Origin of the sequence: Pseudomonas sp. p50(2008) (assembly GCF_015351605.1) — a bacterium.
Classification (GTDB): domain Bacteria; phylum Pseudomonadota; class Gammaproteobacteria; order Pseudomonadales; family Pseudomonadaceae; genus Aquipseudomonas.
Genome location: NZ_JACMYF010000014.1, coordinates 34,472 through 60,158, shown reverse-complemented (window position 1 = coordinate 60,158; position 25,687 = coordinate 34,472). Strand labels below are relative to the sequence as shown.

The 25,687-nt window shown below is 57.5% G+C and carries 27 protein-coding genes and 2 pseudogenes; 14 read left to right on the top strand and 15 right to left on the bottom strand.

Annotated elements, in window-relative coordinates; translation table 11 throughout:
* Positions 1 to 89 precede the first annotated feature (89 nt).
* Both H7698_RS29325 and H7698_RS29320 read left to right on the top strand, forming a co-directional pair.
* On the top strand, positions 90 to 596 hold the full coding sequence (locus H7698_RS29325) for a GNAT family N-acetyltransferase (protein WP_194693745.1): 507 nt from the start codon (positions 90 to 92) through the stop codon (positions 594 to 596).
* On the top strand, positions 586 to 1,191 hold the full coding sequence (locus H7698_RS29320) for a pyridoxamine 5'-phosphate oxidase family protein (protein ID WP_194693744.1): 606 nt from the start codon (positions 586 to 588) through the stop codon (positions 1,189 to 1,191). The genes H7698_RS29325 and H7698_RS29320 overlap by 11 nt, the downstream gene beginning before the upstream one ends.
* A gap of 76 nt (positions 1,192 to 1,267) precedes the next feature.
* On the opposite strand, the gene H7698_RS29315 is transcribed toward H7698_RS29320, so the two are convergent.
* From H7698_RS29315 to H7698_RS29305, 3 genes are all read right to left on the bottom strand, one after another.
* Positions 1,268 to 1,756, bottom strand: coding sequence for a GNAT family N-acetyltransferase (locus tag H7698_RS29315; RefSeq protein WP_162438666.1), 489 nt, complete (start codon positions 1,754 to 1,756; stop codon positions 1,268 to 1,270).
* 45 nt (positions 1,757 to 1,801) lie between these two features.
* On the bottom strand, positions 1,802 to 2,287 hold the full coding sequence (locus tag H7698_RS29310) for a GyrI-like domain-containing protein (RefSeq protein WP_194693743.1): 486 nt from the start codon (positions 2,285 to 2,287) through the stop codon (positions 1,802 to 1,804).
* Between the two features lie 67 nt (positions 2,288 to 2,354).
* Positions 2,355 to 3,017 carry a LysE family translocator gene (locus H7698_RS29305; protein WP_194693742.1) on the bottom strand — a complete coding sequence of 221 codons (663 nt, stop codon included), beginning with the start codon at positions 3,015 to 3,017 and terminating at the stop codon, positions 2,355 to 2,357.
* A 139-nt stretch (positions 3,018 to 3,156) separates the two neighbouring features.
* On the opposite strand from H7698_RS29305, the gene alaC reads away from it, so the two are divergent.
* A complete protein-coding gene (gene alaC / locus H7698_RS29300; RefSeq protein WP_162438663.1) occupies positions 3,157 to 4,374 on the top strand; it encodes an alanine transaminase in 1,218 nt (405 codons plus the stop codon).
* A 96-nt stretch (positions 4,375 to 4,470) separates the two neighbouring features.
* Here alaC and H7698_RS29295 read toward each other — a convergent pair whose 3' ends face one another.
* Positions 4,471 to 5,823 (bottom strand): GntP family permease, encoded by a 1,353-nt coding sequence (locus H7698_RS29295; RefSeq protein WP_162438662.1) that lies wholly within the window; start codon positions 5,821 to 5,823, stop codon positions 4,471 to 4,473.
* A gap of 82 nt (positions 5,824 to 5,905) precedes the next feature.
* The gene (locus tag H7698_RS29290) at positions 5,906 to 6,439 is read right to left on the bottom strand and encodes a gluconokinase (protein WP_162438661.1); all 534 of its coding nucleotides are present in this window, start codon (positions 6,437 to 6,439) and stop codon (positions 5,906 to 5,908) included.
* Positions 6,440 to 6,654: 215 nt separating this feature from the next.
* On the opposite strand from H7698_RS29290, the gene H7698_RS29285 reads away from it, so the two are divergent.
* Entirely contained in the window at positions 6,655 to 7,686 is a 1,032-nt protein-coding gene (locus tag H7698_RS29285) for a LacI family DNA-binding transcriptional regulator (RefSeq protein ID WP_194693741.1), read from the top strand.
* Positions 7,687 to 7,739: 53 nt separating this feature from the next.
* Here H7698_RS29285 and H7698_RS29280 read toward each other — a convergent pair whose 3' ends face one another.
* Positions 7,740 to 8,621, bottom strand: a complete 882-nt coding sequence (locus tag H7698_RS29280) for a LysR family transcriptional regulator (protein ID WP_194693740.1) — start codon at positions 8,619 to 8,621, stop codon at positions 7,740 to 7,742.
* A gap of 130 nt (positions 8,622 to 8,751) precedes the next feature.
* Here H7698_RS29280 and H7698_RS29275 point away from each other — a divergent pair, with 130 nt between their 5' ends.
* From H7698_RS29275 to H7698_RS29255, 5 genes are all read left to right on the top strand, one after another.
* Positions 8,752 to 9,183, top strand: a complete 432-nt coding sequence (locus H7698_RS29275; RefSeq protein ID WP_194693739.1) for a PACE efflux transporter — start codon at positions 8,752 to 8,754, stop codon at positions 9,181 to 9,183.
* A 63-nt stretch (positions 9,184 to 9,246) separates the two neighbouring features.
* On the top strand, positions 9,247 to 9,879 hold the full coding sequence (locus tag H7698_RS29270) for a glutathione S-transferase family protein (protein ID WP_162438657.1): 633 nt from the start codon (positions 9,247 to 9,249) through the stop codon (positions 9,877 to 9,879).
* Between the two features lie 44 nt (positions 9,880 to 9,923).
* Complete coding sequence (locus H7698_RS29265; protein WP_194693738.1) at positions 9,924 to 10,664, top strand: NAD-dependent epimerase/dehydratase family protein; 741 nt, start codon at positions 9,924 to 9,926, stop codon at positions 10,662 to 10,664.
* A 125-nt stretch (positions 10,665 to 10,789) separates the two neighbouring features.
* Positions 10,790 to 12,217, top strand: a complete 1,428-nt coding sequence (locus H7698_RS29260; protein WP_162438655.1) for an MFS transporter — start codon at positions 10,790 to 10,792, stop codon at positions 12,215 to 12,217.
* A 153-nt stretch (positions 12,218 to 12,370) separates the two neighbouring features.
* Positions 12,371 to 12,871 carry a hypothetical protein gene (locus tag H7698_RS29255; protein ID WP_194693737.1) on the top strand — a complete coding sequence of 167 codons (501 nt, stop codon included), beginning with the start codon at positions 12,371 to 12,373 and terminating at the stop codon, positions 12,869 to 12,871.
* A 99-nt stretch (positions 12,872 to 12,970) separates the two neighbouring features.
* Here H7698_RS29255 and H7698_RS32010 read toward each other — a convergent pair.
* From H7698_RS32010 to H7698_RS29245, 3 genes and pseudogenes are all read right to left on the bottom strand, one after another.
* A pseudogene (locus H7698_RS32010) lies at positions 12,971 to 13,402 on the bottom strand (methyl-accepting chemotaxis protein); the annotation flags it as partial.
* Positions 13,403 to 13,513: 111 nt separating this feature from the next.
* Positions 13,514 to 14,191, bottom strand: a pseudogene (locus H7698_RS32005) (PAS domain-containing protein); the annotation flags it as partial.
* A gap of 463 nt (positions 14,192 to 14,654) precedes the next feature.
* Positions 14,655 to 15,317, bottom strand: a complete 663-nt coding sequence (locus H7698_RS29245) for a peptidase inhibitor family I36 protein (RefSeq protein WP_194693735.1) — start codon at positions 15,315 to 15,317, stop codon at positions 14,655 to 14,657.
* 569 nt (positions 15,318 to 15,886) lie between these two features.
* On the opposite strand from H7698_RS29245, the gene H7698_RS29240 reads away from it, so the two are divergent.
* The gene (locus tag H7698_RS29240; RefSeq protein WP_194693734.1) at positions 15,887 to 16,324 is read left to right on the top strand and encodes a GNAT family N-acetyltransferase; all 438 of its coding nucleotides are present in this window, start codon (positions 15,887 to 15,889) and stop codon (positions 16,322 to 16,324) included.
* A gap of 173 nt (positions 16,325 to 16,497) precedes the next feature.
* Here H7698_RS29240 and def read toward each other — a convergent pair whose 3' ends face one another.
* From def to H7698_RS29225, 3 genes are all read right to left on the bottom strand, one after another.
* Entirely contained in the window at positions 16,498 to 17,037 is a 540-nt protein-coding gene (def, locus tag H7698_RS29235; RefSeq protein ID WP_162438650.1) for a peptide deformylase, read from the bottom strand.
* Positions 17,037 to 17,990 (bottom strand): YihY/virulence factor BrkB family protein, encoded by a 954-nt coding sequence (locus H7698_RS29230; RefSeq protein ID WP_162438649.1) that lies wholly within the window; start codon positions 17,988 to 17,990, stop codon positions 17,037 to 17,039. Before H7698_RS29230 ends, def begins: the two co-directional genes overlap by 1 nt.
* A 172-nt stretch (positions 17,991 to 18,162) precedes the next feature.
* Complete coding sequence (locus H7698_RS29225) at positions 18,163 to 18,354, bottom strand: CsbD family protein (RefSeq protein WP_020798093.1); 192 nt, start codon at positions 18,352 to 18,354, stop codon at positions 18,163 to 18,165.
* 200 nt (positions 18,355 to 18,554) lie between these two features.
* On the opposite strand from H7698_RS29225, the gene H7698_RS29220 reads away from it, so the two are divergent.
* Positions 18,555 to 18,932, top strand: a complete 378-nt coding sequence (locus tag H7698_RS29220; protein WP_109634211.1) for a hypothetical protein — start codon at positions 18,555 to 18,557, stop codon at positions 18,930 to 18,932.
* Positions 18,933 to 19,163: 231 nt separating this feature from the next.
* On the opposite strand, the gene fadD1 is transcribed toward H7698_RS29220, so the two are convergent.
* Both fadD1 and fadD2 read right to left on the bottom strand, forming a co-directional pair.
* Complete coding sequence (fadD1, locus tag H7698_RS29215; protein ID WP_194693733.1) at positions 19,164 to 20,864, bottom strand: long-chain-fatty-acid--CoA ligase FadD1; 1,701 nt, start codon at positions 20,862 to 20,864, stop codon at positions 19,164 to 19,166.
* 371 nt (positions 20,865 to 21,235) lie between these two features.
* Entirely contained in the window at positions 21,236 to 22,924 is a 1,689-nt protein-coding gene (gene fadD2, locus H7698_RS29210) for a long-chain-fatty-acid--CoA ligase FadD2 (protein WP_194693732.1), read from the bottom strand.
* A gap of 254 nt (positions 22,925 to 23,178) precedes the next feature.
* Between fadD2 and H7698_RS29205 the strand changes: the two genes are divergently transcribed.
* Both H7698_RS29205 and H7698_RS29200 read left to right on the top strand, forming a co-directional pair.
* Positions 23,179 to 24,123 (top strand): alpha/beta hydrolase, encoded by a 945-nt coding sequence (locus H7698_RS29205; protein WP_162438645.1) that lies wholly within the window; start codon positions 23,179 to 23,181, stop codon positions 24,121 to 24,123.
* Positions 24,124 to 24,165: 42 nt separating this feature from the next.
* Positions 24,166 to 24,636 carry a MaoC family dehydratase gene (locus H7698_RS29200; protein WP_162438644.1) on the top strand — a complete coding sequence of 157 codons (471 nt, stop codon included), beginning with the start codon at positions 24,166 to 24,168 and terminating at the stop codon, positions 24,634 to 24,636.
* Positions 24,637 to 24,768: 132 nt separating this feature from the next.
* Here H7698_RS29200 and H7698_RS29195 read toward each other — a convergent pair whose 3' ends face one another.
* Positions 24,769 to 25,236, bottom strand: coding sequence for a ferritin-like domain-containing protein (locus H7698_RS29195; RefSeq protein ID WP_162440223.1), 468 nt, complete (start codon positions 25,234 to 25,236; stop codon positions 24,769 to 24,771).
* Positions 25,237 to 25,440: 204 nt separating this feature from the next.
* Between H7698_RS29195 and H7698_RS29190 the strand changes: the two genes are divergently transcribed.
* The gene (locus tag H7698_RS29190) at positions 25,441 to 25,677 is read left to right on the top strand and encodes a DUF3820 family protein (protein WP_162440222.1); all 237 of its coding nucleotides are present in this window, start codon (positions 25,441 to 25,443) and stop codon (positions 25,675 to 25,677) included.
* Positions 25,678 to 25,687: the final 10 nt, after the last annotated feature.

Below are 25,687 nucleotides of genomic sequence, written 5' to 3'. Positions count from 1 at the left end.
CGCCCATTCGACAGCCCAAATAAAAATAATCCACGGACACAAACTCGCTAGAATCCGAGGCTCGATTCTGTTGGAAAAAGGACACTCCAGTGACAGCCCAGCTTGTGCCTTACGAAAGCCTGAATACGCTCCAGCGCCAACAGGTCGAGGCCATCGAAGTGCATCCGAAACAAATCAGGTTTTGCGGCGATATCTTCGGAGCGCTGCATTCCCTGCTGTCCAAACCCGGCCCCGGCGTCAAAGGATTTGCCTTGCTGGTCGAGGACGTTCCCGTCGCGTTCCTGCTGCTCAAACGCCCGCCGGTATTGCCTGCCTGGGCGAACGAACACAGCGCCACGCTGCATGCACTGCAAGTCGATCAACGGGCTCAGGGCAAAGGCTACGGCAAGGCTTGCCTGCAAGCGCTGCCGGAAGTGGCGCGCCTGGCCTGGCCGGAGATCAAGGGACTGGAACTGTCGGTGGACGCGGATAATGAAGCGGCGATCGCGCTTTACGCAAAATTCGGCTGGGTCGATACCGGCGAAGCGTACAAGGGCCGTATCGGTTTTGAACGGCGCATGGGTCTGTTTTTTCAAGGAGATAATTATGCTCAATAGCATCGAAGCACTGGAGGCCATTTACGGCCAACCCCACGATCGCGCCGTGCGCAAGCAAATCCCTTTCTTGAACGAGGATTATCAGGCGATGGTCCGTGCTTCCCCGCTCGTGATCATCAGCTCGGTCGGCCCGGATGGCATGGACGGTTCGCCAAGGGGTGACATGCCGGGTTTCGTGCGGATTATCGACTCGCGAACGCTGGCCATTCCGGACCGTCCGGGCAACAACCGCATCGACACCCTGCGCAATGTCGTGCTGGATTCAAGGGTGTCATTGCTGTTCATCATTCCGGGGATTGGCGAGACCTTGCGGGTTAACGGCAGCGCGCAGATCAGTGCCGAGCCGGAGCTGTTGAACAGCTTCGCGGTGAACGGCAAACCCGCACGCACGGTGATGCTGGTGACAGTGGAGGCGGCGTATTTTCATTGCTCGAAGGCGATGGTGCGTTCCGATGTGTGGAACCCGCAGACCTACCTCGACCGCTCTGCGCTGCCGACGGCGGGCGCGTTTCACAAGCGTTTGAATGATGGGGAGTTCGATGCCGAGACCTATGACCGGGAAGCCCCGGCGAGGGTGCGCGACAGTCTTTACTGACACATCCCAGCTCGCGATGGCGTCTTTGAGATCGCTATCGCGAGCAAGCTTTGCTCCCACAGTTGATCTTCACTGACTATAACGTCAGCACCATTTCATGCCATGCCATCCCGCCGTGATCCGACGTCGATGGCTTGACGTAGGCAAAGCCGAATCCGGCGTAAAACGGCACATGCCGCTCCTTGCACATCAGGTTGATGCTGACCTTGCCCATGGCGCGCATGCGCTCGATGAACTCTTCCATCAAACGCTTCGCCACACCCTGTCCCTGATAATCCGGATGAACCACCACTGACATGATCACCACATGCGGGCCTGCCGGGTCGTGGCCGATCAGCTCCTTGAAGGCCTCGTCCGACATTTCCACTTCAAACGCCGCGCCGGAATTGATGAAGCCGGCGACAACGCCCTCCACCTCGGCGACGATGAAACCTTCGGGCCAGGTGGCAATGCGGGTCGCGATCTTTTCGCGAGTGGCGGCTTCGTCGCCTTCGTAGGCGACGGTTTCGATGCTGTAGCAGCGGTCCAGGTCAGCAGGCGTGACGTGGCGAATAACAAGGGTCATGGCAACTCGAAGTCAGCGATGAAGAAGGTTGGCGATCATAAATTATTACGCCTTGAGCGGCAGCCAGATTTCCAGCACGCCAGTGTTGAGTTTCGGATTGTAGTCTTCGCTGTAACGCTCGAATTCCGGAGCGTCCGCCGCCTCGTGTCCGGATTGCGGCAGCCAGGTATGCCAGATGTACTGAAAGACCTCCGGCAGTTTATCCAGCGAGCCCTTGTGCTCGAATACCGCATAGTGCTGAGGTTGAACTTCGACCCAGCGATATTTCTCGGGCAGGTCATCGAGCTTGCTGATTTCGACACCGGCGATGTATTCGAAACCACCCTTGCCATCCGGATTGCAGCAGATGCCGTAGGTGACTTCGCTTTTTTGGCCAGGAATCTTGCCGATCTCGGAGATGAATTTTTCCCACAGATCAGGGATTCTACCGGCGGTTTCCTGGGTGAATCGTCCACCAAGCCCCGCGATCAGCAGGAAGTGTCCATGCTCGAAGCGAGGTTCAGCCAGTTCCACGCGTGCTTGCTCGTCCATGACTCGACTCCTGGAATGAAAAAGTGGGTTCGGCTGGGAGTATAGAAGCCAAACCCGATTCGCCAAATTACAGGGTGTGCAACTGCTCGACGGCACCGCTGCCGACAAACTCGTTGTAACCCGATAGGATCACGTACACCGCGAAATAGCAGAAGATCGCCGCTGATGCCATGTAGGAATAACGCAGCAGTTTGTCGCCCAGCAACTTGCCGCCATGACTCGCCGCGAAGCACAGGCACGCACTCCAGAGCAGCCCGGCAAAGAAGAATCCACTCAGGAACAACGCCGAACTGACCGGACCAGCAGCGCCAGAACGGGCGATCAACGTGCCGCCCACCGCCGCGAACCAGAGAATGGCGCTGGGGGACGACATGGCGAGGAAGATCCCGCGGAAAAACTCTTTGCGATGTGAGTTCTGCCCCACCTCCGCCGTTTGCGCCAGCACCGCTTCGTGATGAATCGCCGAATAAATCATCTTCGCCGCGAAATACACCAACAGCGCCGAACCGCCAATCCACAATACCCAGCGCACGGTTTCGTATTGCAGCAAAACCGTCATGCCCGCCAGCGCCAGCACCGCGTAAATCAGGTCGCCGACACAGGTCCCCAAGCCCAGCGCAAAGCCTTGAAAATAGCCGCGTTGCATGGCCAGGGTGATCATCGCGATATTGGCCACGCCAATGTCCAGGCACAGCGAAAGGCTCAGCAAAAAGCCACTGGTGAATTCCATCGACCGCTTTCCTTGGGAAAAGATTATTTACAAACCTGCTGGACAGTTTGCCACAGCTGCCCTTACATTCCGCCACAGGCCACCGCAGTGGCCAGCGTCGCTCGGACGGTTCCGGGCGCTTACGTTATCCGAGGCAACAATGGCCGAACAAGGTTCGCCGCGCCGCTTTGCGCGCATAGATCGACTCCCCCCTTATGTTTTCAACATCACTGCCGAGCTGAAGATGGCCGCCCGTCGTCGTGGCGAAGACATCATCGACTTCAGCATGGGCAATCCTGACGGCCCGACGCCGCCGCATATCGTCGAAAAACTCGTCACCGTCGCCCAGCGCGAAGACACCCACGGCTACTCCACGTCCAAGGGCATACCGCGTCTGCGTCGGGCGATTTCCAACTGGTACAAGGATCGCTACGAAGTCGATATCGACCCGGAAACCGAGGCCATCGTCACGATCGGTTCCAAGGAAGGCCTGGCGCATCTGATGCTGGCGACCCTTGATCAGGGCGACACCGTGCTGGTGCCGAACCCGAGCTACCCGATTCACATCTACGGTGCCGTGATTGCTGGCGCCCAGGTGCGTTCGGTGCCGCTGATTCCGGGTGTGGATTTCTTCGCCGAACTCGAACGCGCCATTCGAGGGTCGATCCCGAAGCCGAAAATGATGATCCTCGGCTTCCCGTCCAACCCGACAGCCCAGTGCGTGGAACTCGACTTCTTCGAGCGAGTGATCGCCCTCGCCAAGCAGTACGACGTGTTGGTCGTGCACGACCTGGCCTACGCCGACATCGTCTATGACGGCTGGAAAGCCCCGTCGATCATGCAGGTGCCGGGCGCCAAGGACATTGCGGTGGAGTTTTTCACCCTGTCCAAGAGCTACAACATGGCGGGCTGGCGTATCGGTTTCATGGTCGGCAACGCGGAACTGGTCAACGCCTTGGCGCGGATCAAGAGTTACCACGACTACGGCACATTTACCCCGCTGCAGGTCGCGGCCATTGCGGCGCTGGAAGGCGATCAGCAGTGTGTCAAAGACATCGCCGAACAGTATCGCCAGCGCCGCAATGTGCTGGTCAAAGGCCTGCATGAACTGGGCTGGATGGTCGAAAACCCGAAAGCCTCGATGTACGTGTGGGCCAAGATTCCTGACGCGTATGCGCACATGGGTTCGCTGGAGTTCGCCAAGAAACTGCTGGCCGAGGCCAAGGTCTGCGTCTCGCCGGGTGTGGGGTTCGGGGAGTACGGGGATGATCACGTGCGCTTCGCGCTGATCGAAAACCAGGACCGGATTCGCCAGGCGGTACGCGGGATTCGCGGGATGTTCAGAGCGGATGGATTGATCAGCAAGACCAACATCTGAGTGATCAAGCAGCTACAAAAAAACCGCAGCGATGCGGTTTTTTTGTGGCTGATCATTCCCACGCTCTGCGTGGGAATGATCAGTGCAGTGGTGTGCTTAAACGAACATCGACAACAACAGAATAAAGCCCAGCGCCACCACGGACAGGATGGTTTCCATCGCGGTCCAGGTCTTGAAGGTTTCTGCCACGGTCATGTTGAAGTACTGCTTCACCAGCCAGAAACCGGCGTCGTTGACGTGGGACAGCACCAGCGAACCGGCACCGGTCGCCAGCACCAGCAGTTCACGGTTCACACCTGGAATCATCCCCACCACCGGCACCACGATGCCCGCGCCAGTGATGGTCGCCACAGTGGCAGAACCGGTCGCGACACGAATCACTGCTGCTACCAGCCACGCCAACAGGATCGGCGAGATCTGTGCGTTGACCGCCATGTGGCCGATCACATCACCCACGCCGCTGGTAACCAGCATCTGCTTGAAGCCACCGCCCGCGCCGATGATCAAAATGATCGCCGCCGTCGGTGCCAGACTCGCGTCGAGCAATTTGAGAATGCGTTTGGAATCGATGCCCTGACGGTGACCGAAGGTATACAGCGACAGCAGCAACGCCAGCAGCAACGCCGAGATCGGGTGACCGATCATGTCCATCCACGTGCGGAAGAAGTGGCCATCCGGCAACGCGACGTCGGCAAATGTTTTCAGCAGCATCAGGAACACCGGGAGCAACACGGTGATCAGGGTGATGCTGAAGCTTGGCAGGTTGGTCGCTTCCGGCTCGCGAGCCAGTTGATCCACCAGTTCCTGGTTGGCATGGCCCGGAATGTACTTGGCGATGAACGTACCGAAAATCGGCCCGGCAATAATGGCGGTTGGCAGTGCCACGATCAGCCCGTACAGAATGGTTTTACCGATGTCGGCACCGAACACGCCAATGGCCAGCAACGGGCCCGGGTGTGGCGGAACCAGACCGTGCACCGCCGACAGACCGGCGAGCAGCGGGATACCGATCTTGATGATCGACACGCCGGTACGCCGCGCGACGATGAACACCAGTGGAATCAACAGCACGAAACCGATTTCGAAGAACAGCGGAATGCCGACCAGGAAAGCGGCGAACATCATCGCCCACTGCACCTTGTCCTTGCCGAACGCACGAATCAGGGTCTGGGCAATCTGATCCGCCCCGCCCGACTCCGCCATCATTTTGCCGAGCATGGTCCCCAGCGCCAGGATGATCCCGACAAAACCGAGCACCCCACCGAAGCCGTCCTGGAACGCCTTGATGATGGTGCCGATCGGCATGCCGGAGGTCAGGCCGAGGAAGGCGGCGGCGATAATCAGGGCAATGAACGGGTGGAACTTGAACTTGGTAATCAGGACGATAAGCCCGATCACCGTCACCACTGCATCGAGCAGCAGGAACGTCTCGTGGGACATGCCAAACATTAGGGGTGTCTCCTGGTTGTTGTTGTTATTAAAGCGGGTAATTCGCAAGCCATCAGGACAGCGCTGTCTTTTTGAGCAAAACTCATACGGCGAGTTTCAGGCCGTGTTCGAGCCACCAGCGGTGCGCTTGAACGGCCAACTCATCGACGCTGTGAATGGAAGCGTCCAGTGCCAGGGTCAGAGGCTCGCCCTTGGGCGACTCGAGCGTGGCGAACTGGCTGTCGATCAGGGTCGAGGGCATGAAGTGGCCGGGCCGATGAGACACACGCTCGGCGGCAACTTCAGGCGTTAACTCGAGGAACACGAAACCCAGGCCCGGCAAGGCACTGCGCAACACTTCGCGATAACTGTGTTTGAGGGCCGAGCAGGTCAAAACCGGGCGTTCGCCCTTGGCATCGACGCGGCGCAATTCGACGCACAGGCTGTCGAGCCAGCCGGCACGGTCTTGATCGTTAAGGGGGATACCCGCGCTCATCTTTTCGATGTTGGCGGCAGGGTGGAAAGTATCGCCTTCAATGGCAGTCGCGCCGCTGAGCTGGCACAACGCTTCACTGACGCAAGTTTTGCCGCAACCGGCAACACCCATGATGACCAGGGCGGTGATGGGATGATTCATGTAACACCTCAGCGCGCAGACAGCGCTACCTTTGTCAGTTAGGACACTCGACTAAAAGTAGAAGTTGCCGACGCCTTCTTGTCATTTTTGTGGGTTGCAGCATTTTCGTTCCCAACGCCGAAAAGCGAGGTTCAGGCAAAACTCGCTTACGCATTTGCAGCTGCTTCGGGACAGCGCTACCTTAGTGCCTCGAATTTTGTTTGGCAAGCCGTCCGATGATCTCCCCTAAAAACGATAAAAATACGCGCACCACTGGCCGCCCTACCCTGAACGAAGTCGCCCGGCTGGCCGGCGTCAGCCCGATCACGGCCTCCCGCGCCTTGCGAGGAGTCAGCACCGTGGCGACCGAACTGGTGGAAAAAGTCCAGAAAGCCGCCCTCGAACTCAACTACGTGGTCAACCCTGCCGCCCGTGCGCTGGCGTCTGCCCAGGGTCATTCGGTGGTCGTGCTGGTGCCGTCGCTGTCCAACCTGTTGTTCATCGATACGCTGGAAGCCATTCATCAGGTTTTGCGCCCCAAGGGCTTCGAAGTGCTGATCGGCAACTTCCACTACTCCCGCGACGAAGAAGAAAACCTGCTGCGCAACTACATGGCATATCAGCCTCGCGGCTTGTTGCTGACCGGTTTCGACCGCACCGAAAGCTCGCGACGGATGATCGAAGCCAGCAACATACCTTGCGTGTACATGATGGAACTCGACAGTGCGGCCGGCTTGAACTGCGTGGGCTTTTCGCAACTCGCGGCGGGCGAAACCGCGGCGCAACATTTGCTGTCCCGTGGTCGCAAGCGCCTGGCTTACATCGGCGCGCAGCTGGACCAGCGCACTTTGCTGCGCGGCGAAGGCTTCCGCAAAGCGCTGCAAAAGGCTGGCCTGTACGATCCGGATCTGGAGATCCTGACCCCGCGTGCGTCGTCTGTCGGGTTGGGCGGGGAGTTGTTTCTGCAGCTGATGGCCAGTCACCCGGATGTCGATGCGATTTTCTTCGGCAACGACGACCTGGCCCAGGGTGCGCTGCTGGAGGCGATGCGTTGCAGGATCAAGATTCCCGAACAAGTGGCGATCCTGGGCTTCAACGATCTGCCGGCTTCGGCCCACATGGTCCCGCGCTTGAGCAGCATCAGCACTCCACGCGAGGCCATTGGCCGTCGTTCGGCAGAGTTGATGCTGACCTTGCTGGCCGGCAACACGGTGGCCAAACCGGTGCAGGACATGGGGTTTGAATTGAAGGTGCGCGAGAGTACGTAGTTTCCTTGCCGGAGCCGTGTAGGAGCTGTGTAGGAGTCGGGGCGGATCAGGTATCAGGAATTTGTGTTGGCCAGAAGTTCTACAACCGCCAACGCCCCCTTCTGCAAAGGCTGACTCTTGAGCCATATCGCATGCACCGGCAACACCAACCCGTTCTCGATATTACGAAAACTCAGGCGTTTGAGTCGGCCTGCGTCGAGTAAGGGCTGCACCACTGACAATGGAAAATTCCCCCACCCCAACCCGGCTTCGACCATGTCCAGCGCCATCGCCAGCGTGTCGGTGCGCCAATACGACTCAGCCACCAAGGGCCGTGTATCGCTGATCGGCAAGTCGCGGCTGGCGACGATGATTTGCCGCACGTTCACCAAATCCTCCAGATACAGATCCTGCCCCTGAAACAGCGGATTGTCCGCCGAGAGCGTGGCGATCATCCGTTCCGTGCCGACAAACTGGAAACGCTCAAGCACGTTCATGCTCAACCCGGCGAAGGCCAGGCAGACGCTGACCCTGCCGCTGTGCAGCAGGGCCAACACATCATCCTGCGGTGCGCTGAGCACCTCGATGTCCACCAGCGGATGTCGCTCGGTGATGACCTTGATCGCCGCCATCAGTCGACGCTTGTCGATGTCTGCCACCACGCCAATCGACAACTTGCTTTCCAGGCCCAGCGACAGCTCGATGGCATGCACCTGCAACTGCTTGAGCTGCTCGGCGATCAGTCGCGCGTGGGGCATCAGCGCGTGGGCCATGGCAGTCGGCACCGGTTCCCGGTGGCTGCGATCGAACAGCGAGTAACCCAATTCTGCTTCGAGGTTGCCAATGCCCATGCTCACCGCCGACGGCACTTTGCCCAGTGCTCGAGCGGCGGCAGAAAACGAGCCGCGCTCTATCACCGCGAGAAACAGTTCGATGCTGTCACTGTTGAAATTCATCACTCTTCCTATCAACAAAACTGAAAGCTTCTGACTTTTTCTGTCAATACCATTGAAGCTATCTTGCGCCGCCTCTGCCAGTCAGTCTTCAGAAAACTGGCATCACGTTGTCCGAAAGAGGCCGTTCCCCATGCAAGGTGTTAAACGCAAACTGGTTTATGTGTCGCTGTACGAAATCATCGGCATGACCTTCTCGGCGCTGGGCCTGGCCTTGTTGTCCGGCACCTCTCCCGGTAGCACCGGCCCGCTGGCCGTGGTCATTACCACCATCGCCGTGACCTGGAATTTCATCTACACCTCGTTGTTCGAACGCTGGGAAAGCCGCCAGCCTTCGCGCAACCGCACGGTTAAACGACGCATCGCCCATGCAGTGGGATTTCAACTAACCTTGATAGTGTTTCTGATCCCGCTGATTGCCTGGTGGATGAACATCAGCCTGATACAAGCCTTCCTGCTGGATCTGGCACTGATCATCTTCATTCCCTGCTACACCTTCGCGTTCAACTGGCTGTTTGACCGCACGTTTGGTTTGCCAGCCTCGGCGTTACCGGACCCGGCCTGAGTCGCATCCTGGCCGACACGCTGTTAGATTCCTTAAGCGTCGAATCGCTAAAGGAGTAGCTCAATGGAACACGCACTGAAGATTCTCGGTAAAGCATCCTCGATCAACGTCAGAAAGGTCCTGTGGACCTGCGACGAATTGAGTGTTTCCTACGAACGCGAGGACTGGGGCAGCGGTTTTGCATCGACCCACAGCCCCGAGTTCATCAAGCTCAATCCCAACGCACAGGTGCCGGTGATCATCGACGACGCCGGCGTGTTATGGGAGTCCAACACCATCTGCCGCTACCTGGTCGGCAAACACCACCACACCGATCTGCTGCCCACGGAGCCTGCAGCCCGCGCCCGGGTCGAGCAGTGGATGGATTGGCAGGCCACCGAGCTCAACCCCTCCTGGAGTTATGCGTTCACGGCGCTGGTGCGCAAGGATCCGGAATATCAGGACCCGCACCGTCTCGCCGTCGGCGTGCGCGCCTGGAACCAGAAGATGGCCATCCTCGAACAGCAGCTCAAGGCAACCGGTGCTTATGTCGCCGGCCCTCACTTCACCCTGGCCGACATCGTCGTCGGACTTTCAGTCAACCGCTGGCTGATGACACCGATCGATCGCCCCGACTACCCCGCCGTCGACGAGTACTTTCAACGGCTGGCCCAACGCCCAGGATTTCTCAAACATGGCTGCAACGGGTTGCCCTAGTGCACCCGACATACCCTTCTGTACCCCCTTGAAAGGAGAGACACATGAACGGACTCAACGTACTGCTGACCGGTGCCTGCGGCAGAATCGGCAAAACCTTTTTTGAAGCCTCGAAGGACCGCTACACCTTTGTGGTGACGGATCGCATCGAACCCGACTTCGCGGTCGACGTCCCTCACCGTTTCCTGCGCCTGGACCTGGCCGACGCTTCAGCCGTGGGCAATGCCCTGGAAGGCATCGACGTGATCGTGCACCTGGCTGGCATCCCGCATGCCACCGCCTCCTTCGATGAGTTGCTGCCCAACAACATTCTCGCCACCACCTACCTGTTCGAAGCCGCCGTCGCTGCCGGATGCAAGCGACTGGTGTTCGCCAGCAGCGCGCAAACCATTGAAGGTTATCCGGTGGATCGGCAAATCACGCCGGGCATGCAGGTGATGCCGGCCAACCTTTACGGCGTTAGCAAGTGCTATGGCGAGGCGTTGTGTGGGTACTACGCCGCCAAACGCGGGCTTTCGACCATCGCCTTGCGTATCGGCGCGTTCGAATTCCCGGACCGTCATGAGCTGACCAATGCCCGTGATCTGAGTGCCTGGCTCAGCCCACGAGATGCGGTGCAGTTGCTGCAACGCTCGGTGGAAGTGGAAGGCGTGCAACACCTGATTGCCCATGGCATCTCCAACAACCGCTTCAAGCGGCTGGACCTCAGCGAAACGACGCGAGTGCTTGGCTATGAGCCGATGGATGACGCGTTTCAACAGTTCGACATCCCCATTGCGCCATAAACCACCAAGATGAATACCGTTACTGCAATAAACCAGCGAAATCCGGTGAAAATGCGCCGGGATTCGCACACACCTGATTCCGATAGCAGGCTAAGCTTCTCCATCAATAAAAATTGGATCAGCATATGTCTGCGCGCACCCTCGCCTCCTTCAGCCAAGCGGACGGTATCGATCCCGTCCGCGCCGCTCAAATCTCCGCTCGCATCGACCGATTACCTGCCGTTTCAACGATCTGGAAACTGGTGGCGCTGCTTTCTATCGGTGGTTTTTTCGAGCTGTACGATCTTTTCCAGACGGCCTACATCAGCCCTGGCCTGATTCGCGATGGCATCTTCGCGACAGGCAGTCAGGGCGTGTTCGGTTTTTCCGATCAGGCAGCGTTTGCCTCGGCGACCTTCCTCGGGTTGTTTCTTGGCGCAAGCCTTCTGAGCCCACTGGCGGACCGCTTTGGTCGCCGCGCGATTTTCACTTTTGCCTTGATCTGGTACACCGTCGCGACCGTCGCGATGGGGGTTCAGAGTTCGGCCCTGGGGATTATCTGCATGCGCTTCCTGGTGGGCATTGGCCTGGGCATCGAACTGGTGACCATCGACGCGTATCTCTCGGAACTGGTCCCCAAACGCATGCGCAGTTCCGCGTTTGCCTTCGCGTTTTTCGTACAGTTCCTGTCGGTGCCAGCAGTGGCATTGATGTCGTGGTGGCTGGTGCCGCAAGCGCCCTTTGGTGTCTCGGGCTGGCGTTGGGTGGTGTTGGCGAGCGCGGTGTTTGCCTTGTTCATCTGGTGGCTGCGTTCGCGCTTGCCGGAGTCTCCGCGCTGGCTGGCCCAGCACGGCCGATTCGACGAGGCCGGCAAGATTCTCGATGACATCGAAGCGCGCTGCGTGAAGGATCAAGGCAAGGCGCTGGACGAGCCGGAACCGGCTGAGGTGGACGTTCAAGGCAAAGGTCGTTTCGCCGATATCTGGCAGCCACCGTTTCGTCGCCGAGCCCTGATGCTGATCGTGTTCCATGTGTTTCAGGCCATCGGCTTCTTCGGCTTTGGCAACTGGCTGCCGGCGTTGCTGTCCGGGCAAGGCGTGAGTGTCACCCACAGTCTGATGTATGCGTTCATCATTACCCTTGCCTACCCGCTCGGGCCTTTGCTGTTCGTGAAGTTCGCCAACCGTTTTGAAAACAAATGGCAGATCGTCGGTTCAGCGCTGGGCGCGATGACGTTCGGTACGCTGTTCGCGTGGCAAACCAGTGCGTTCGGTCTGATTTTCTGTGGGGTGATGATCACTTTCTGCAACGCCTGGTTGAGCTTCAGTTATCACTCTTATCAAAGCGAACTGTTCCCCACCAACATCCGCGCCCGGGCGGTCGGGTTCTGTTATTCGTTCAGTCGATTGTCGACGGTGTTCAGCAGCCTGCTGATCGGGATATTTCTCGAGCATTTCGGCACGCCGGGTGTGTTGGCGTTCATCGTCAGCAGCATGCTGATCGTGATGATCACCATCGGCTGGTTCGGCCCACGGACCCGCAACCTGGCCCTGGAGAACATTGCCCATCGTTGACCGCAACGCGGACGAGGGATGCCGCCAAGCGGCAACCTGTCTCCGCCTTGGTTGCACGGCATGGCGCTGGCCCCTTGAAAACAGGGGGCTCAGCTGAAGGCATGCAAATTGCTCTTACTGTTGGATCAGCCATTACCTGCAGGTTTATCCATCATGTTGGTCAGTGCAAAACAGACACACGTCGTTCAACCCCCGCAACGCACGGACATGGACCCCACGACGGCGGCCGCCAGCGCGCTGTACAGCGGGTTGATCCAGAACGTCCAGAACAATGCCGCTACGCCCACCGCGCAGGCCAGCGACACCGGAAAGATCAGCGACAACGTCAATGAAGCGTTCGCGAAAACCCGCATCAACCTGCAAGCGACCGACGCGTCGACAGCACCTGCGTCGAGCGACAGCACGGCCATGAGCGACTTCAAGGACTACATGAGCAAGACACCGGAACAGCGTCTGCGCGATAGCCTATTGAAAGAGATGGGGCTGACGGAAGAGGAGGTCAAAGCCATGCCACCGGAGCAGCAAAAGGCGATCGGTGAAGAGCTTGCACAGCGCATGGAAGACAAGCTGAAACTGGCGAAAACCGAGAACGCCGATAGCAGTGCCGACAAGGACAATGGCCAAGTGGTAGACAAATTCCTGGCCGCGCTCTAATCCCTCAATACACACAAACCCCTGTAGCAGCTGGCGCAGCCTGCGTCCGGCTGCGCCAGCTGCTACAAGGATTGGGTATGCCATTTAGACATGCGTGCGCTAGTTCAACTGCAACGTCGAGTTGAACTGGCTGATCGCATCCACCACATGCCGCGAGCCTTGCTGGATCTCCAGGATCACCTCGCCCGCCTCGTTCGCCAGTTCAACGCCAAGCCCGGTCCGGCTCAAGCTCGATTGCATGCTGGTGACCGCACTCAGCGACAGGTCGTGGTTCCTGCGCACCACGTCGACAATCTCCAGCGTCGCCTGACTGGTTCGCGCCGCGAGGCTGCGGACTTCGTCGGCCACCACCGCGAACCCGCGCCCGTGATCGCCCGCCCGAGCCGCCTCGATGGCTGCGTTGAGTGCCAACAGGTTGGTTTGATCGGCGATTCCGCGAATGGTCTGGACGATGGTGCCGATGATGTCGGATTGCTTGCTGACCGCATCAATACTCAGGGCGGCTTCGTTCAGATCGCGGGAGATGTCCTGGATGATCTGCACGGTTTGCTGTACCACCTGAGACCCCTTCTGTGCGCAGGCATCGTTCTGAACTGACGTGCTGTGAGCGGACTCTGCAGCGGTTTGCAGGGTCGTGACCTGTTGGGTGATGTCACTGGCAAACTTCACCACTTTGTACAACCGGCCCTTGGCGTCGAACAACGGGTTGTAGGAAGCTTCCAGAAACACCGTATGACCGTACTTGTCTTTGCGCTCGAAACGGTGCGAGTGATATTCGCCACGGTTGAGTGACGCCCAGAACGCCTTATACGCTTGTGAATCACTTTCGCTGCGATGGCAAAACAGGCTGTGGTGCTGCCCCACTACTTCGTTGAGCGAGTAGTGCATGGTTTTCAGAAAGTTCTCGTTGGCGGTAATGACCTTGCCATCGGGGGTGAATTCGATGACCGCCATGGAGCGGCCGATGGCGGCGAGCAGGCTGTCGTTCTCGTGTTCCTTGTTGATTCGATCGGTGATGTCCGAAGCCACTTTCATCACGCTTTTAACCTGGCGATCGGCACCCAATACCGGCATGTAACTGGCTTCAAGCCAGACCTCTTGGCCCCGTTTATTCAAGCGTGAAAAAGTCCCGGTCACCGGTTCGCCACGTGCCAGGTCGCGCCACAATTTCGCGTATCCCTCGCTCCGATAAAACGCCTCCTCGCAGAACATTCTGTGGTGCTTGCCGCGCACTTCTTCAACGCTGTAACCCATGACGCTGCAGAAGTTGTCGTTGGCGTCTATTACCACACCTTCAGGGGTGAACTCGATGATCGCCATTGAACGACTGATAGCCGCCAACTTGCCGTTGGCTTCAGTCAATGCGCAGCTGAAGCGTTCGATTTCCAGCAGATCAGACTTGTGATGTAGGTTAAACATGGTTGTATCACCCTAAGCGCGGTCGTTTGAATGAAGAAAGTTCAACGTTCTTTCAACGTATCCACCAAAACGTTCCATGGAACAGGCACACGCATCCCCCAATAAGGAAGGAAGTGTCAGGTGATAAATGATGTTCAATCGGAGAGTCCTGACTGCAACGCTCTTATCAAGACATCCTTCTCTTGATAGCCCCGGACAGGGCCAACCCTGATGTATTCATAGGTAATTCCTTTTATGCAAAGACTCCTTGCTGGCTAGCGTCAGCATAGACAGCCATTATCGTGAAGCAAGGCCACTAGTCGGCCAGTATCCGGGACTAAATCGGTTCAGCGTCGGAAGGTGTCACGCGGGATGAGAATGGCTACTACTGGGCAAACAAAATAAACATCGGAGAAAACGCGACACTGACCATTCTGTCGCTTTGCTCGATCAATTCATTCTGGGAATAGAGCTCGGTGACCTGGACAGGGGTGACGGCTTTTTCGGGAAAACTGAAGGGGCAGCAACCCCTGCCTAATCCCACTTCCTTGATGTTGCTCATCATCATGTTACCAATAGCATCGGGGCCATCTACGCCAAAGATCTTCACTGTGTGAACTCTATTATTGTGCTGCCAGGACGATACCTGTTTGCTCATGTTGTAGTCAGACAGGTTGATGGGACGATTGGCGGCTTTGCTCAACACCGACAACTTTTTCCCGGTGTAATCCCGATTTTCCCAAACGCAGAAATAGCCGTAGTCGCAGATGCCGTCGCTCCCCTGGACGTCGCCAGGAACCGGAAAGGCTACTATCACCGCGCCATTTTCGTAGACCAGCTGAGTCGAGCTGATTTGCTCGCCACCCCCTTTGCGAATGAGCTGTTCATCGATCCGCTGCTGGACCGCCACCGTTTGCGCAGCATTCATTGGGGGATTGATGACGGCGAAACGACTTTTTTCACCTACGGCGTCTTTTGCATAAAAGAAGAACAGTACGAAGACGCCAACACACAGCGCAAAGATGACGAGGATCAATCTGATAACCATGTAAAAACTCCGCGCCTGAATGCACGCTGATCATTGGTGATGTTCAGGTGCAGAGTCTGTTTCTGATGACATCTTGTCTACTGTCACAAATGACAGTTTTGATCCTTTTTTCTCGCTACAAACCGGCGCCAACCCTCGTGGCGATGTAACCCGGCAAGCAACTCTTGTCTTCAGGATCGCGGAACACCTCCCTGGAGCGCGCCCGGAGGGTATTGTCGAAGTGGTGGGCATGGCGTTGCTCAGATCGAGGATCAATCCCCTTCTGTGCATGAACGCCGGGTTTTCTTGCAGATTATTTGGTTATGAGGTTAGACAGACAGCAGGAGCCCGAGGGCCGGGCTCCCTTGTCGCGGGATCAATGACCGAACACATCCACCTTCTTGGCCTTCTTGTCCGCGCGCTTTTCATCGGCGGTTTTTGCCGGTTTTTTCTTCGCTGCTTTCTTTGAATCCATGCCTTTGGCCATGATACGTACTCCACTCATACGGGATGTGGAATCAGGTATACACCTATCGCCGCACGCGTGTTCTTTTATAATCGCCCGTTTTACGTATCGACAGACCAACCCTATGCCCGACACCCAGTACACCTTGCTCGACGAGCCTTTGTGGCCACTGATGAACAAGTTTTATCGCGCTCATCAATCGTCGATGAAAGCCGTGCGCGACGCACAACTCTGGGTCGCCAGACGCGATGGGATCGTCGGCGCGCTGTGCCTGCGACCGGTGTCGGACGGGCATTGGTTGACCGGGTTGTTCGTTGATCCGGCTTGCCGTGAACAGGGCATCGCCGCGACGCTGATCGCCCACGCGATCAAGGACGCCGACGGCCCTGTGTGGTTGTTTTGTCATCCGGACTTGCGTGAGTTTTATGAGCGGCGTGGTTTTGCTTTTGATCCGCCACTGCCCTACTCCATGGCTGAACGCCTGAGCCGATACGCACGCAGCAAGCCGATGATTGCCATGGGTTTAGAACCGTTGGTGAGGTCGCCCATCGATGACGTGTGATCGGTCGATGAAGGGCTGTTCTTCAAGCGGGGTGCGAAACCGATATTAACGGATGACATTGCGGCTTATTAAGCCCGGAAAATGAAGCAATCCAAACACTTGTGAAGATCCAAATGTGGGAGCCGGGCAAGCCCGGCTCCCACAGGTTTATCAGGAGATTCAAAAATCTTGGGTTAATCGTCAGCGTTCGGATCAAGCTCCGGGAACATCACCTCGGTAAATCCGAATTGGGTGAAATCCGTGATGCGCGACGGGTACAGCCGCCCGATCAGGTGATCGCACTCATGCTGCACGACCCGTGCGTGAAAGCCTGAAGCAATGCGCAGGATCGGTTGCCCCTTGGGGTCGACACCTTCGTAGCGAATATCCCGATAACGATCCACCGCACCGCGCAGACCCGGTACCGACAGGCAGCCTTCGAAACCCTCTTCCAGTGTCGGGCTCAGCGGCGTTATCAGCGGATTGATCAGAATCGTCTGCGGCACGGCTTCGGCGTCCGGATAGCGTTCGCTGTGCTCGAAACCGAAGATCACCAATTGCAGGTCGACGCCGATCTGCGGCGCAGCCAGGCCAACCCCACCGACGCTTTCCATGGTCTGGAACATGTCGTCGATCAGTTGCCACAGCTCGGGACTATCGAACATTTCAGCCGGAACCGGCGGGGCAATGCGCAGCAAGCGCTCATCACCCATTTTTAGAATTTCACGGATCATTAGATGGCTTCGTCAGTGGGCGACTTGATCGAGTGGTCTCGACCCAGTCCGGAAACGTGGTGTTTAGGCTCGTGGTCCAGCTCGCCAGGGACTTTCTCGCCAGGGTCCTTGCCTTCGGTGGACATGTGCTCGATCACTGCATTCATTTCTGCGCCGAGCAATAGTACCGCCGCAGAAATATAGAAATAGAGCAGCAACACGATGATCGCACCGATACTGCCGTACATGGCGTTGTAGTTGGCGAATTCCTTGACGTACAGGCCGAAGCCCACGGAGGCCAGAATCCACACCACCACCGCCAGCACGGACCCCGGCGTGATGAAGCGAAACTCCTGCTTGACGTCGGGCATGACGTAATAAATCAGCGCCACCGCCACCATCAGCAGGATCACCACCACCGGCCAGCGGACGATTGTCCACAAGGTGACGATGAAGTCCTCGAGGCCGACCTGCGCGGCGATCCAACCCATGAGTTGCGGCCCCAACACCATCAAGGCAGCGGCCACCAACAGCATGCCGGCGATGCCAATGGTGTAGATGATCGACAGGGGAAAGCGCTTCCAGGCCGGGCGACCTTCCACCACATCGTAGGCTGCGTTCATCGCGCTCATCATCAAGCGCACGCCGGCCGAGGCGGTCCATAGCGCAATCACGATACCGACCGACAGCAACCCGCCTTTGGACTGCTGAAGCTGGTCGATCACCGGGTTCACCTGCTCCAGAGCCTGGGGCGGCAACACCAGTTCCGACTGCAGGCGCAGCCAGGAAAAAAAGTCCGGCAGGTGCAGGAAACCGATCAGTGCAATCAGGAACAGGATGAAGGGGAACAGCGAAAACAACATCTGATAGGCCAGTGCCGAGGCGTAAGTCGACATCTCGTCGTCAACGAACTCAGTAACCGTGCGCACCATCACGCGATGGATGGGCAGACCTTTCATGTCCGGGAAAATCATTAGCGTCTCCTTTCGCCGCAAAATTGGGTTGAAGTCGAGGCGACTCAGGGGCCGTTTTCTACATCAAAGTAGCCTACTTGGCGACTTTGAAACAATTTCCGTACTCAAGTTCAAGCTGACACAAAAACGGCCATCCGTGGATGGCCGTTCGTAAAGCACGTCACGGCCTGGATCAGGCCTTGTCGACACCTTTCTTTACCGCGTCTTTGGCTTTGCCAACCGCTTGTTGAGCTTCGCCTTTCTTTTCCTGAACGACGCCTTCGGCGCGCATTTTGTCGTTACCAGTGGCCTTGCCGACGCCTTGCTTGACGTTACCAGCGGCTTCGTTGGCCATGCCTTTTACTTTATCGCCAGTGCTGCTCATGGTGTTTCTCCTGTGAACAATTGAACGAGAAAAGTCGTTACACAAAGATTGACCGGAGGCGTTTGCGGGGAGTTTCATTTATTTTCAGCAGGACATTTCATCGATCGACGCAGGTTGGGCTTTATGTTTGCCGACCAACCCCCGAGAATGCGCAACGTATTCAGGCTCAGGCGCTGAAGATCCAATCCCGTAGGAATGTTATGAAACTCGATAAAAAGCAGGCCATTGCCCGCAGAAACCAGGAACTCGGCGGTGCTGTGCTTGGCGTCAACAACTGCCATTTCACCGAATTGAACCGTAACCGCAATATCTGGTGGTTCGATATTCCGGTAGCTCGCCTGGCCATTGGTCAGTACGAATGGGTGCACCTGCTGATGCACACGCCGGACACCGACGAACTGCTGCACCTGAAAGTGCCGACGGTGTTCCTGCGCGAAAAGCTTGAAGGGCTGGTGGTGCGCAATGAGGGCAAGCGCAAGGCGGCATTGAGCCTGGAACTGAGTGCAGACAAGGATTCGTACTTGCAGGACATGCGTCCGGCGGGCACCAACGTGAACTTCGCGCCGTTCCGCCTGTAACACCACACATCCCCTGTGGCGAGGGGATTGATCGGAATGCCGCACCACCCCGTTGGGCTGCGAAGCTGCCCCAGTAGCTGCGACCGGGGCGTACCAGGCACGCTGCGTACGCTGGTTTTAAGACTGCTGCGCAGGCGAACGGGGATAAATCACCTCGCCACAGGTTGTAGCCGCTGAAACTTACATACATGCACTAACAAAAAGCCCCGCATCTGCGGGGCTTTTTTTTGACTAGGCGGTGGCTTTCTTCGTGTTTATTTTCTTCAGCTCTTCATCCCGCAGTTCACGCCGCAAGATCTTGCCGACGTTAGTCGTCGGCAGTGCGTCGCGGAACTCGACGGAGCGTGGGACCTTGTAGCCCGTCACGTTCGCACGCATGTGCTCCATGACTTGCTCTTTCGTCAACGTCACGCCCGGTTTGGCAACGATGAAGATCTTGATCGCCTCGCCAGACTTCTCGTCCGGGATGCCAATGGCTGCGCACTGCAGCACGCCTGGCAAGGTCGCGAGCACGTCTTCCAGCTCGTTCGGGTACACGTTGAAACCGGAGACCAGAATCATGTCTTTCTTGCGATCGACGATACGCATGTAGCCATCGGGCTGGATCAGCGCGATGTCACCGGTTTTCAACCAGCCTTCGCTGTCGAGGATTTCGTCGGTGGCATCCTGGCGCTGCCAATAGCCCTTCATGACCTGCGGGCCTTTGACGCACAGCTCACCGATTTCCCCCAGCGGCTGTTCAACGCCCGCATCATTGATGATCTTGCACAGCGTCGACGGAACCGGAATGCCGATGGTGCCGATCTGGATGTGCTGGATCGGGTTGACCGTCGCCACCGGGCTGGTTTCGGTCATGCCGTAACCTTCGCAGATGGAGCAACCGGTGACCGCTTTCCAGCGTTCAGCGGCGGCCAATTGCAGGGCCATGCCGCCCGACAGGGTGACTTTCAGCGCGGAGAAATCCAGCTTGCGGAAGCCTTCGTTGTTGCACAGGGCAACGAACAAGGTGTTCAGGCCGACAAAGCCGCTGAACTTCCACTTCGACAGTTCCTTGACCATCGCCGGCAAGTCGCGCGGGTTGCTGATCAGGATGTTGTGGTTGCCGATCAGCATCATCGCCATGCAATGAAAGGTGAAGGCATAGATGTGGTACAGCGGCAGAGGCGTGATCAGGATCTCGCAACCTTCATTAAGGTTGGAACCCATCAGCGCCTTGCATTGCAGCATGTTCGCCACGAGGTTGCGGTGAGTCAGCATCGCGCCCTTCGCCACCCCGGTGGTGCCGCCGGTGTACTGCAGGACCGCCACGTCGCTGCTGGCCGGGTTGGCTTCAACCACTGGCTGGCCGTGGCCCTTGCTCAGCACGTCATTGAACTTGATGGCTTTGGGCAAGTGGTACGCCGGCACCATCTTCTTCACGTACTTGATGACGCTGTTGATCAGCAGGCGCTTGAGCGGCGGCAACAGATCGGCCACTTCGGTGACGATCACGTGCTTGACGCCGGTTTTCGGCACCACGGTCTGCGCCAGGTGCGCCATGTTTGCCAGGCAAATCAGGGCCTTGGCACCGGAGTCGTTGAATTGGTGTTCCATTTCCCGCGCGGTGTACAGCGGGTTGGTGTTGACCACGATCAGCCCGGCACGAATCGCCCCGAAGACGGCGACCGGGTACTGCAAAACGTTGGGCAGCTGCACAGCGATTCGATCGCCCGGCTGCAAGTCGGTATGCTGTTGCAGGTAAGCGGCAAAGGCACCGGACAATTCGTACAGTTCACCGTAGGTGATTGTCTTGCCCAGGTTGCTGAATGCCGGTTTATCGGCGAAGCGTTGGCAGGACTGCTTGAGCACTGCCTGAATATTCGGATACTCGTCCGGATTGATGTCGGCAGCAATCCCGGCAGGGTATTTATCCTTCCAGAAGTCTTCGATCATGGAAGCCCACTCCTCAGCAACGCGAATTCATCACCGCATTTGATGCGATTATTATTGGTGTTTGTTTGTTGGTGAGTCTGGCTTTTTTCAAGGCCGAGAGGTCACAAAGCGCGCCGAGAGTAGCAGCTTTGCCAAGGGTCGACTAGAGCCAAAAGCGGCCTCTACGGTCACATTCGTGACTCATGAATGTGCAATAGTCAGTTTTAGAGCAAAAATTCTATACCGCTGTAAAAGGCCCCGTAAAATAGGGCTTTGGCCCCGTTAAAAGCATCGTCGGCAAGCCTTGCTCCCACAGGTTCACATCAGTATCGATGCAGACTTGTGTGAGCTAGGCTTGCCCGCGATCCGCGCAAAGCGCGGCCATTCACCGATCAGGCGATATCCCGCAACTCCCGCCGCAGAATCTTGCCGACCGGCGTCATCGGCAACGAATCACGCAACACAATATGCTTGGGCACTTTGTACGCCGTGAAATTTTCCTTGCAGTAAGCCTTCAGCTCTTCAAGGCTGACACCGGATTCGCGGGCCACCACGAACAACTTCACCGCCTCCCCCGATCGCTCGTCAGGCACGCCGATCACCGCGCAGTTGGCCACTTTGGGGTGGGCCATCACCACGTCTTCGATCTCGTTCGGGTACACGTTGAAGCCCGAGACGATGATCATGTCTTTCTTGCGGTCGACAATGCGCACGAATCCGTCCGGATCGATCACCGCGATGTCACCCGACTTGAACCATCCCTCGGCATCCAGCACTTCAGCCGTCGCCTCGGGTTTCTGCCAGTAACCCTTCATGATCTGCGGGCCCTTGATGCACAACTCGCCACGCTCGCCCAAAGGCTGCTCGACGCCGTCATCGTTGATGACTTTGAGCGTAGTGCCCGGCACCGGCAGGCCCACCGTGCCGATGCGCGACTTGTCGCCGTACGGGTTGGTGCAGGCGACTGGCGACGTTTCCGTCAGGCCATAGCCTTCGGTGATGCGGCAACCGGTCAGTTTTTCCCAGCGTTCGGCGGTGGCCTTGACCAGCGCGGTGCCGCCGGAGTTGGTCAGCTTGAGGCTGGAGAAATCCAGGGTCTTGAAGTCCGGGTGATCCATCAGCGCGACGAACAGCGTGTTGAGCCCCAGCAGCGCCGAGAAGCGCCAGTTCTGCAGCTCCTTGATGAAGCCCTTGATGTCCCGTGGATTGGTGATCAGCACGTTGTGGTTGCCGGTGACCATCATGCACATGCAATTCGCTGTGAATGCATAGATGTGGTACAGCGGCAGCGGCGCAATCATCACCTCCTGCCCTTCACGTAACAGCGGCTGACCGTCAGTCCCAAACTGCCCCAGACAGGCGCGCGCCTGCTGCATGTTCGCCACCAGATTGCCGTGGGTCAGCATGGCGCCCTTGGCCAGGCCGGTCGTGCCGCCGGTGTATTGCAGCACGGCGATGTCGTCGAGGCCGGCGTTCAGCGGCCTGATGCCCTGCCCTTTGCCCATGCGCAGCGCGCTCTTGAAGGAAATGGCTTGCGGCAATGAATAGGCCGGGACCATTTTCTTGACCTTGCTGACCACGGTGTTGATCAGCCAGCCCTTGGCGGCGGGCAACATGTCGCCCATCTTCGCTTCGATCAGGTACTGGATGTCGGTGTCCGGCAGCACTTCCTGGACCTTCTGTCCGAACATGTTCAGATAGACCAGCGCCCGGGCACCGGAATCCTTGAACTGATGACGCATCTCCCGCGCGGTGTACAGCGGGTTGGTGTTGACCACGATCAGGCCGGCGCGCAAGGCGCCGAACACGGCAATCGGGTATTGCAAAACGTTGGGCATCTGCACCGCAATGCGATCGCCCGGTACCAGGTCGGTGTGGGCTTGCAGGTAGCCGGCGAACGCGGCGCTGTAGCGTTCGAGTTCGGCGTAGGTCAGGGTTACGCCCATGTTGCTGAATGCCGGGCGGTCAGCAAATTTCTTGCAGGAACGCTCGAACACCTCGATCACCGACTTGTAGACACCCAGATCAATGTCGAGGGGCACGCCGGCCGGGCGTTTGTCATTCCAGAAATCAGGTTGCATTGTTCTTGTCCTCTTTACCTGAACCTATCCGGGCCGCTGTTCTGTCATTTGTAAAACAAAAGGCAGAAGGCGGAGCTTCACGGACACTAGCAGTTATGGCCTATCAGGCAAATACGCCAGTGACTCTCATTGACCGTGTGAATCTTGATTCCGTGGTCCGGCCTGATCAGCCTGATCAGACGGCAAGCGTGCGATGCGCTATACAATGCATCGGAGCTGTTTTCCACCTGGCAGCCCATAGCAAAGGAATCGCCATGATCCACGACACTTTCTGGCTGACCGCGAGTGACCGCAGCCGCCTTTACGTCAATCAGTGGCTGCCCGCTGCCCCGTTGAAAGCAGTCATCCTGCTGGCACACGGCATGGCGGAACACAGCGGTCGCTACGCCCGTCTGGCGCAAAAACTCTGCGATCAGGGCTACGGCGTCTACGCCCCGGACTTGCGTGGACATGGCAAAACTGCCGAAAACGGGACGCTGGGGTTTTTCGCCGACGACGATGGCTGGTGCAAGGTGGTCGGTGATCTCGCCAGCCTCAACCAGCACATTGGCCAACAGCATCCGGGCGTGCCGATCGTGCTGCTCGGCCATAGCATGGGCAGCTACATCGCCCAGGCTTATCTTCTGCATCACAGCGCCAGCCTGCATGGCGCAATCCTGAGCGGTTCAAATTTCCAGCCCTTGGCGCTTTATCGTGCCGCGCGGCAGATAGCTCGTCTCGAACGCCTGCGGCAGGGGCCGAAGGGGCGCAGCGCGCTGATTGAATGGCTGACATTCGGTTCGTTCAACAAGTCATTCAAACCCGTGCGCACATCATTCGACTGGCTCAGTCGTGATCCGGCTGAAGTCGATCTGTATGCCGCCGACCCGCTTTGCGGCTTTCGTTGCACCAACCAACTGTGGATCGATTTGCTCGGCGGCTTGCAGCAAATCAGCAAAGCGTCCAATCTCGCGCAAATTGATCCGGGCCTGCCGCTGTTAGTGATTGGCGGTGAATGTGATCCGGTGAGCGAAGGTAAACGTCTGAAAGATCTGGCTAACGCACTGCGCGAGGCCGGCAGCCAGAACCTGCAGCTGACGATCTACCCGCAGGCTCGGCATGAATTGTTTAACGAGAGCAACCGCGATGAAGTGATCAACGACGTGTTGAACTGGATCGCGCAGGCATTGGCGCACCGACGGCCACTCAGGTCGGAATAGTTTTTTTGTACATTTATTTATTCGTGACAGGAATTGAAACAGATGACCCAGGTTACCAACACCCCGTACGAAGCACTCGAAGTCGGCCAGACTGCCAGCTACAGCAAATTGGTCGAAGAGCGCGATATCCAGCTGTTCGCCGCCATGTCTGGCGACCATAACCCGGTGCATCTGGACGCCGAATTCGCCGCGGGCACGATGTTCAAGGAGCGCATCGCCCATGGCATGTTCAGCGGTGCGCTGATCAGTGCCGCCGTGGCCTGCGAGTTGCCTGGGCCAGGCACTATCTATATCGGCCAGCAAATGAGCTTTCAGAAGCCGGTGAAGATTGGTGACACGCTGACCGTGCGCCTGGAAATTCTGGAGAAACTGCCGAAGTTTCGCGTGCGCATTGCGACCCGCGTTTTCAACCAGCGTGATGAGTTGGTTGTGGATGGCGAAGCGGAGATCCTGGCTCCGCGTAAACAGCAAACCGTGACGCTGCCTACCCTGCCGGCCATCAGCATCGGCTGACTCAACAAAAAGATCGCAGCCTGCGGCAGCTCCTACAGGAAACGCATTCCAATGCAGGAGCTGCCGCAAGCTGCGATCTTTTGATGCAAAAAACGCCTGATTAACAGGCGTTTTTCTATCGGCTACAAACCCTTACGAACGGGCGCGAGCCTGATTACGCAGGGCTTTCACCTGGTCATGATTGCGTTGCACGCCGTGGTACTGACGTTCAACCAGATCACGAATACCGACCAGGTTGTGCTTGTTGATTTTTTCGATGGCTTCTTTGTAAGCCTTCAGTGCATGGTCTTCACCGCGCTCAGCTTCGTTCAACACGGCTTCTTCGTCCTTGCCGGTGAACATCGACTTCACGTCTACCCAACGGCGGTGCAGGTCACCACTCACACTGGTAGAGGTTTCCGGATCGCCACCCATTGAACGCACGGCAGACTGCAGTTCAGCAGCAGCGGTTGCACAATCGGCAGAACGAGTCACGAACAGGGTTTTGAGTTCTGGGTGCTTGATGTCTTCGGCGCAAGTCTTGAACCCTTCCTGACCGTCTTTGCAGGTTTCAATCAGGTCGTTGAGTACAGAGATGGCTTCTTTATTCATGTCGGTCATTTTTCAATTCCTTGCGGGTTGATGAAAGATGCAATAGCTATTGCACCCTGCATGCCAGCTTTGGAATTACAAATTAATCGTTATTTATCAATAAGTTATGTTTTAACTGTAAATCTGCATCCGCTTGTTTTGCATGATCTGTCATTTGGCCTGCATGCAGAATGCCTGTATTTTCCAGACTGACTCAATCAAGACGACCTATTGATGAACCCGGAAAAGCTCGAACTGTTGATCACCCGCGAAATGCCCTTCGGCAAATACAAAGGCCGGATCATTGCCGACCTGCCCGGCCAATACCTGAACTGGTTCGCCCGTGAAGGTTTTCCTCATGGTGAATTGGGTGGCTTGCTGGCCTTGATGCAGGAAATTGATCACAACGGTTTATCAGACCTGCTCGAACCGCTGCGCGCCAAGCATGGCAGACCTGCCCCGCGCCACTGATCCGGCAATA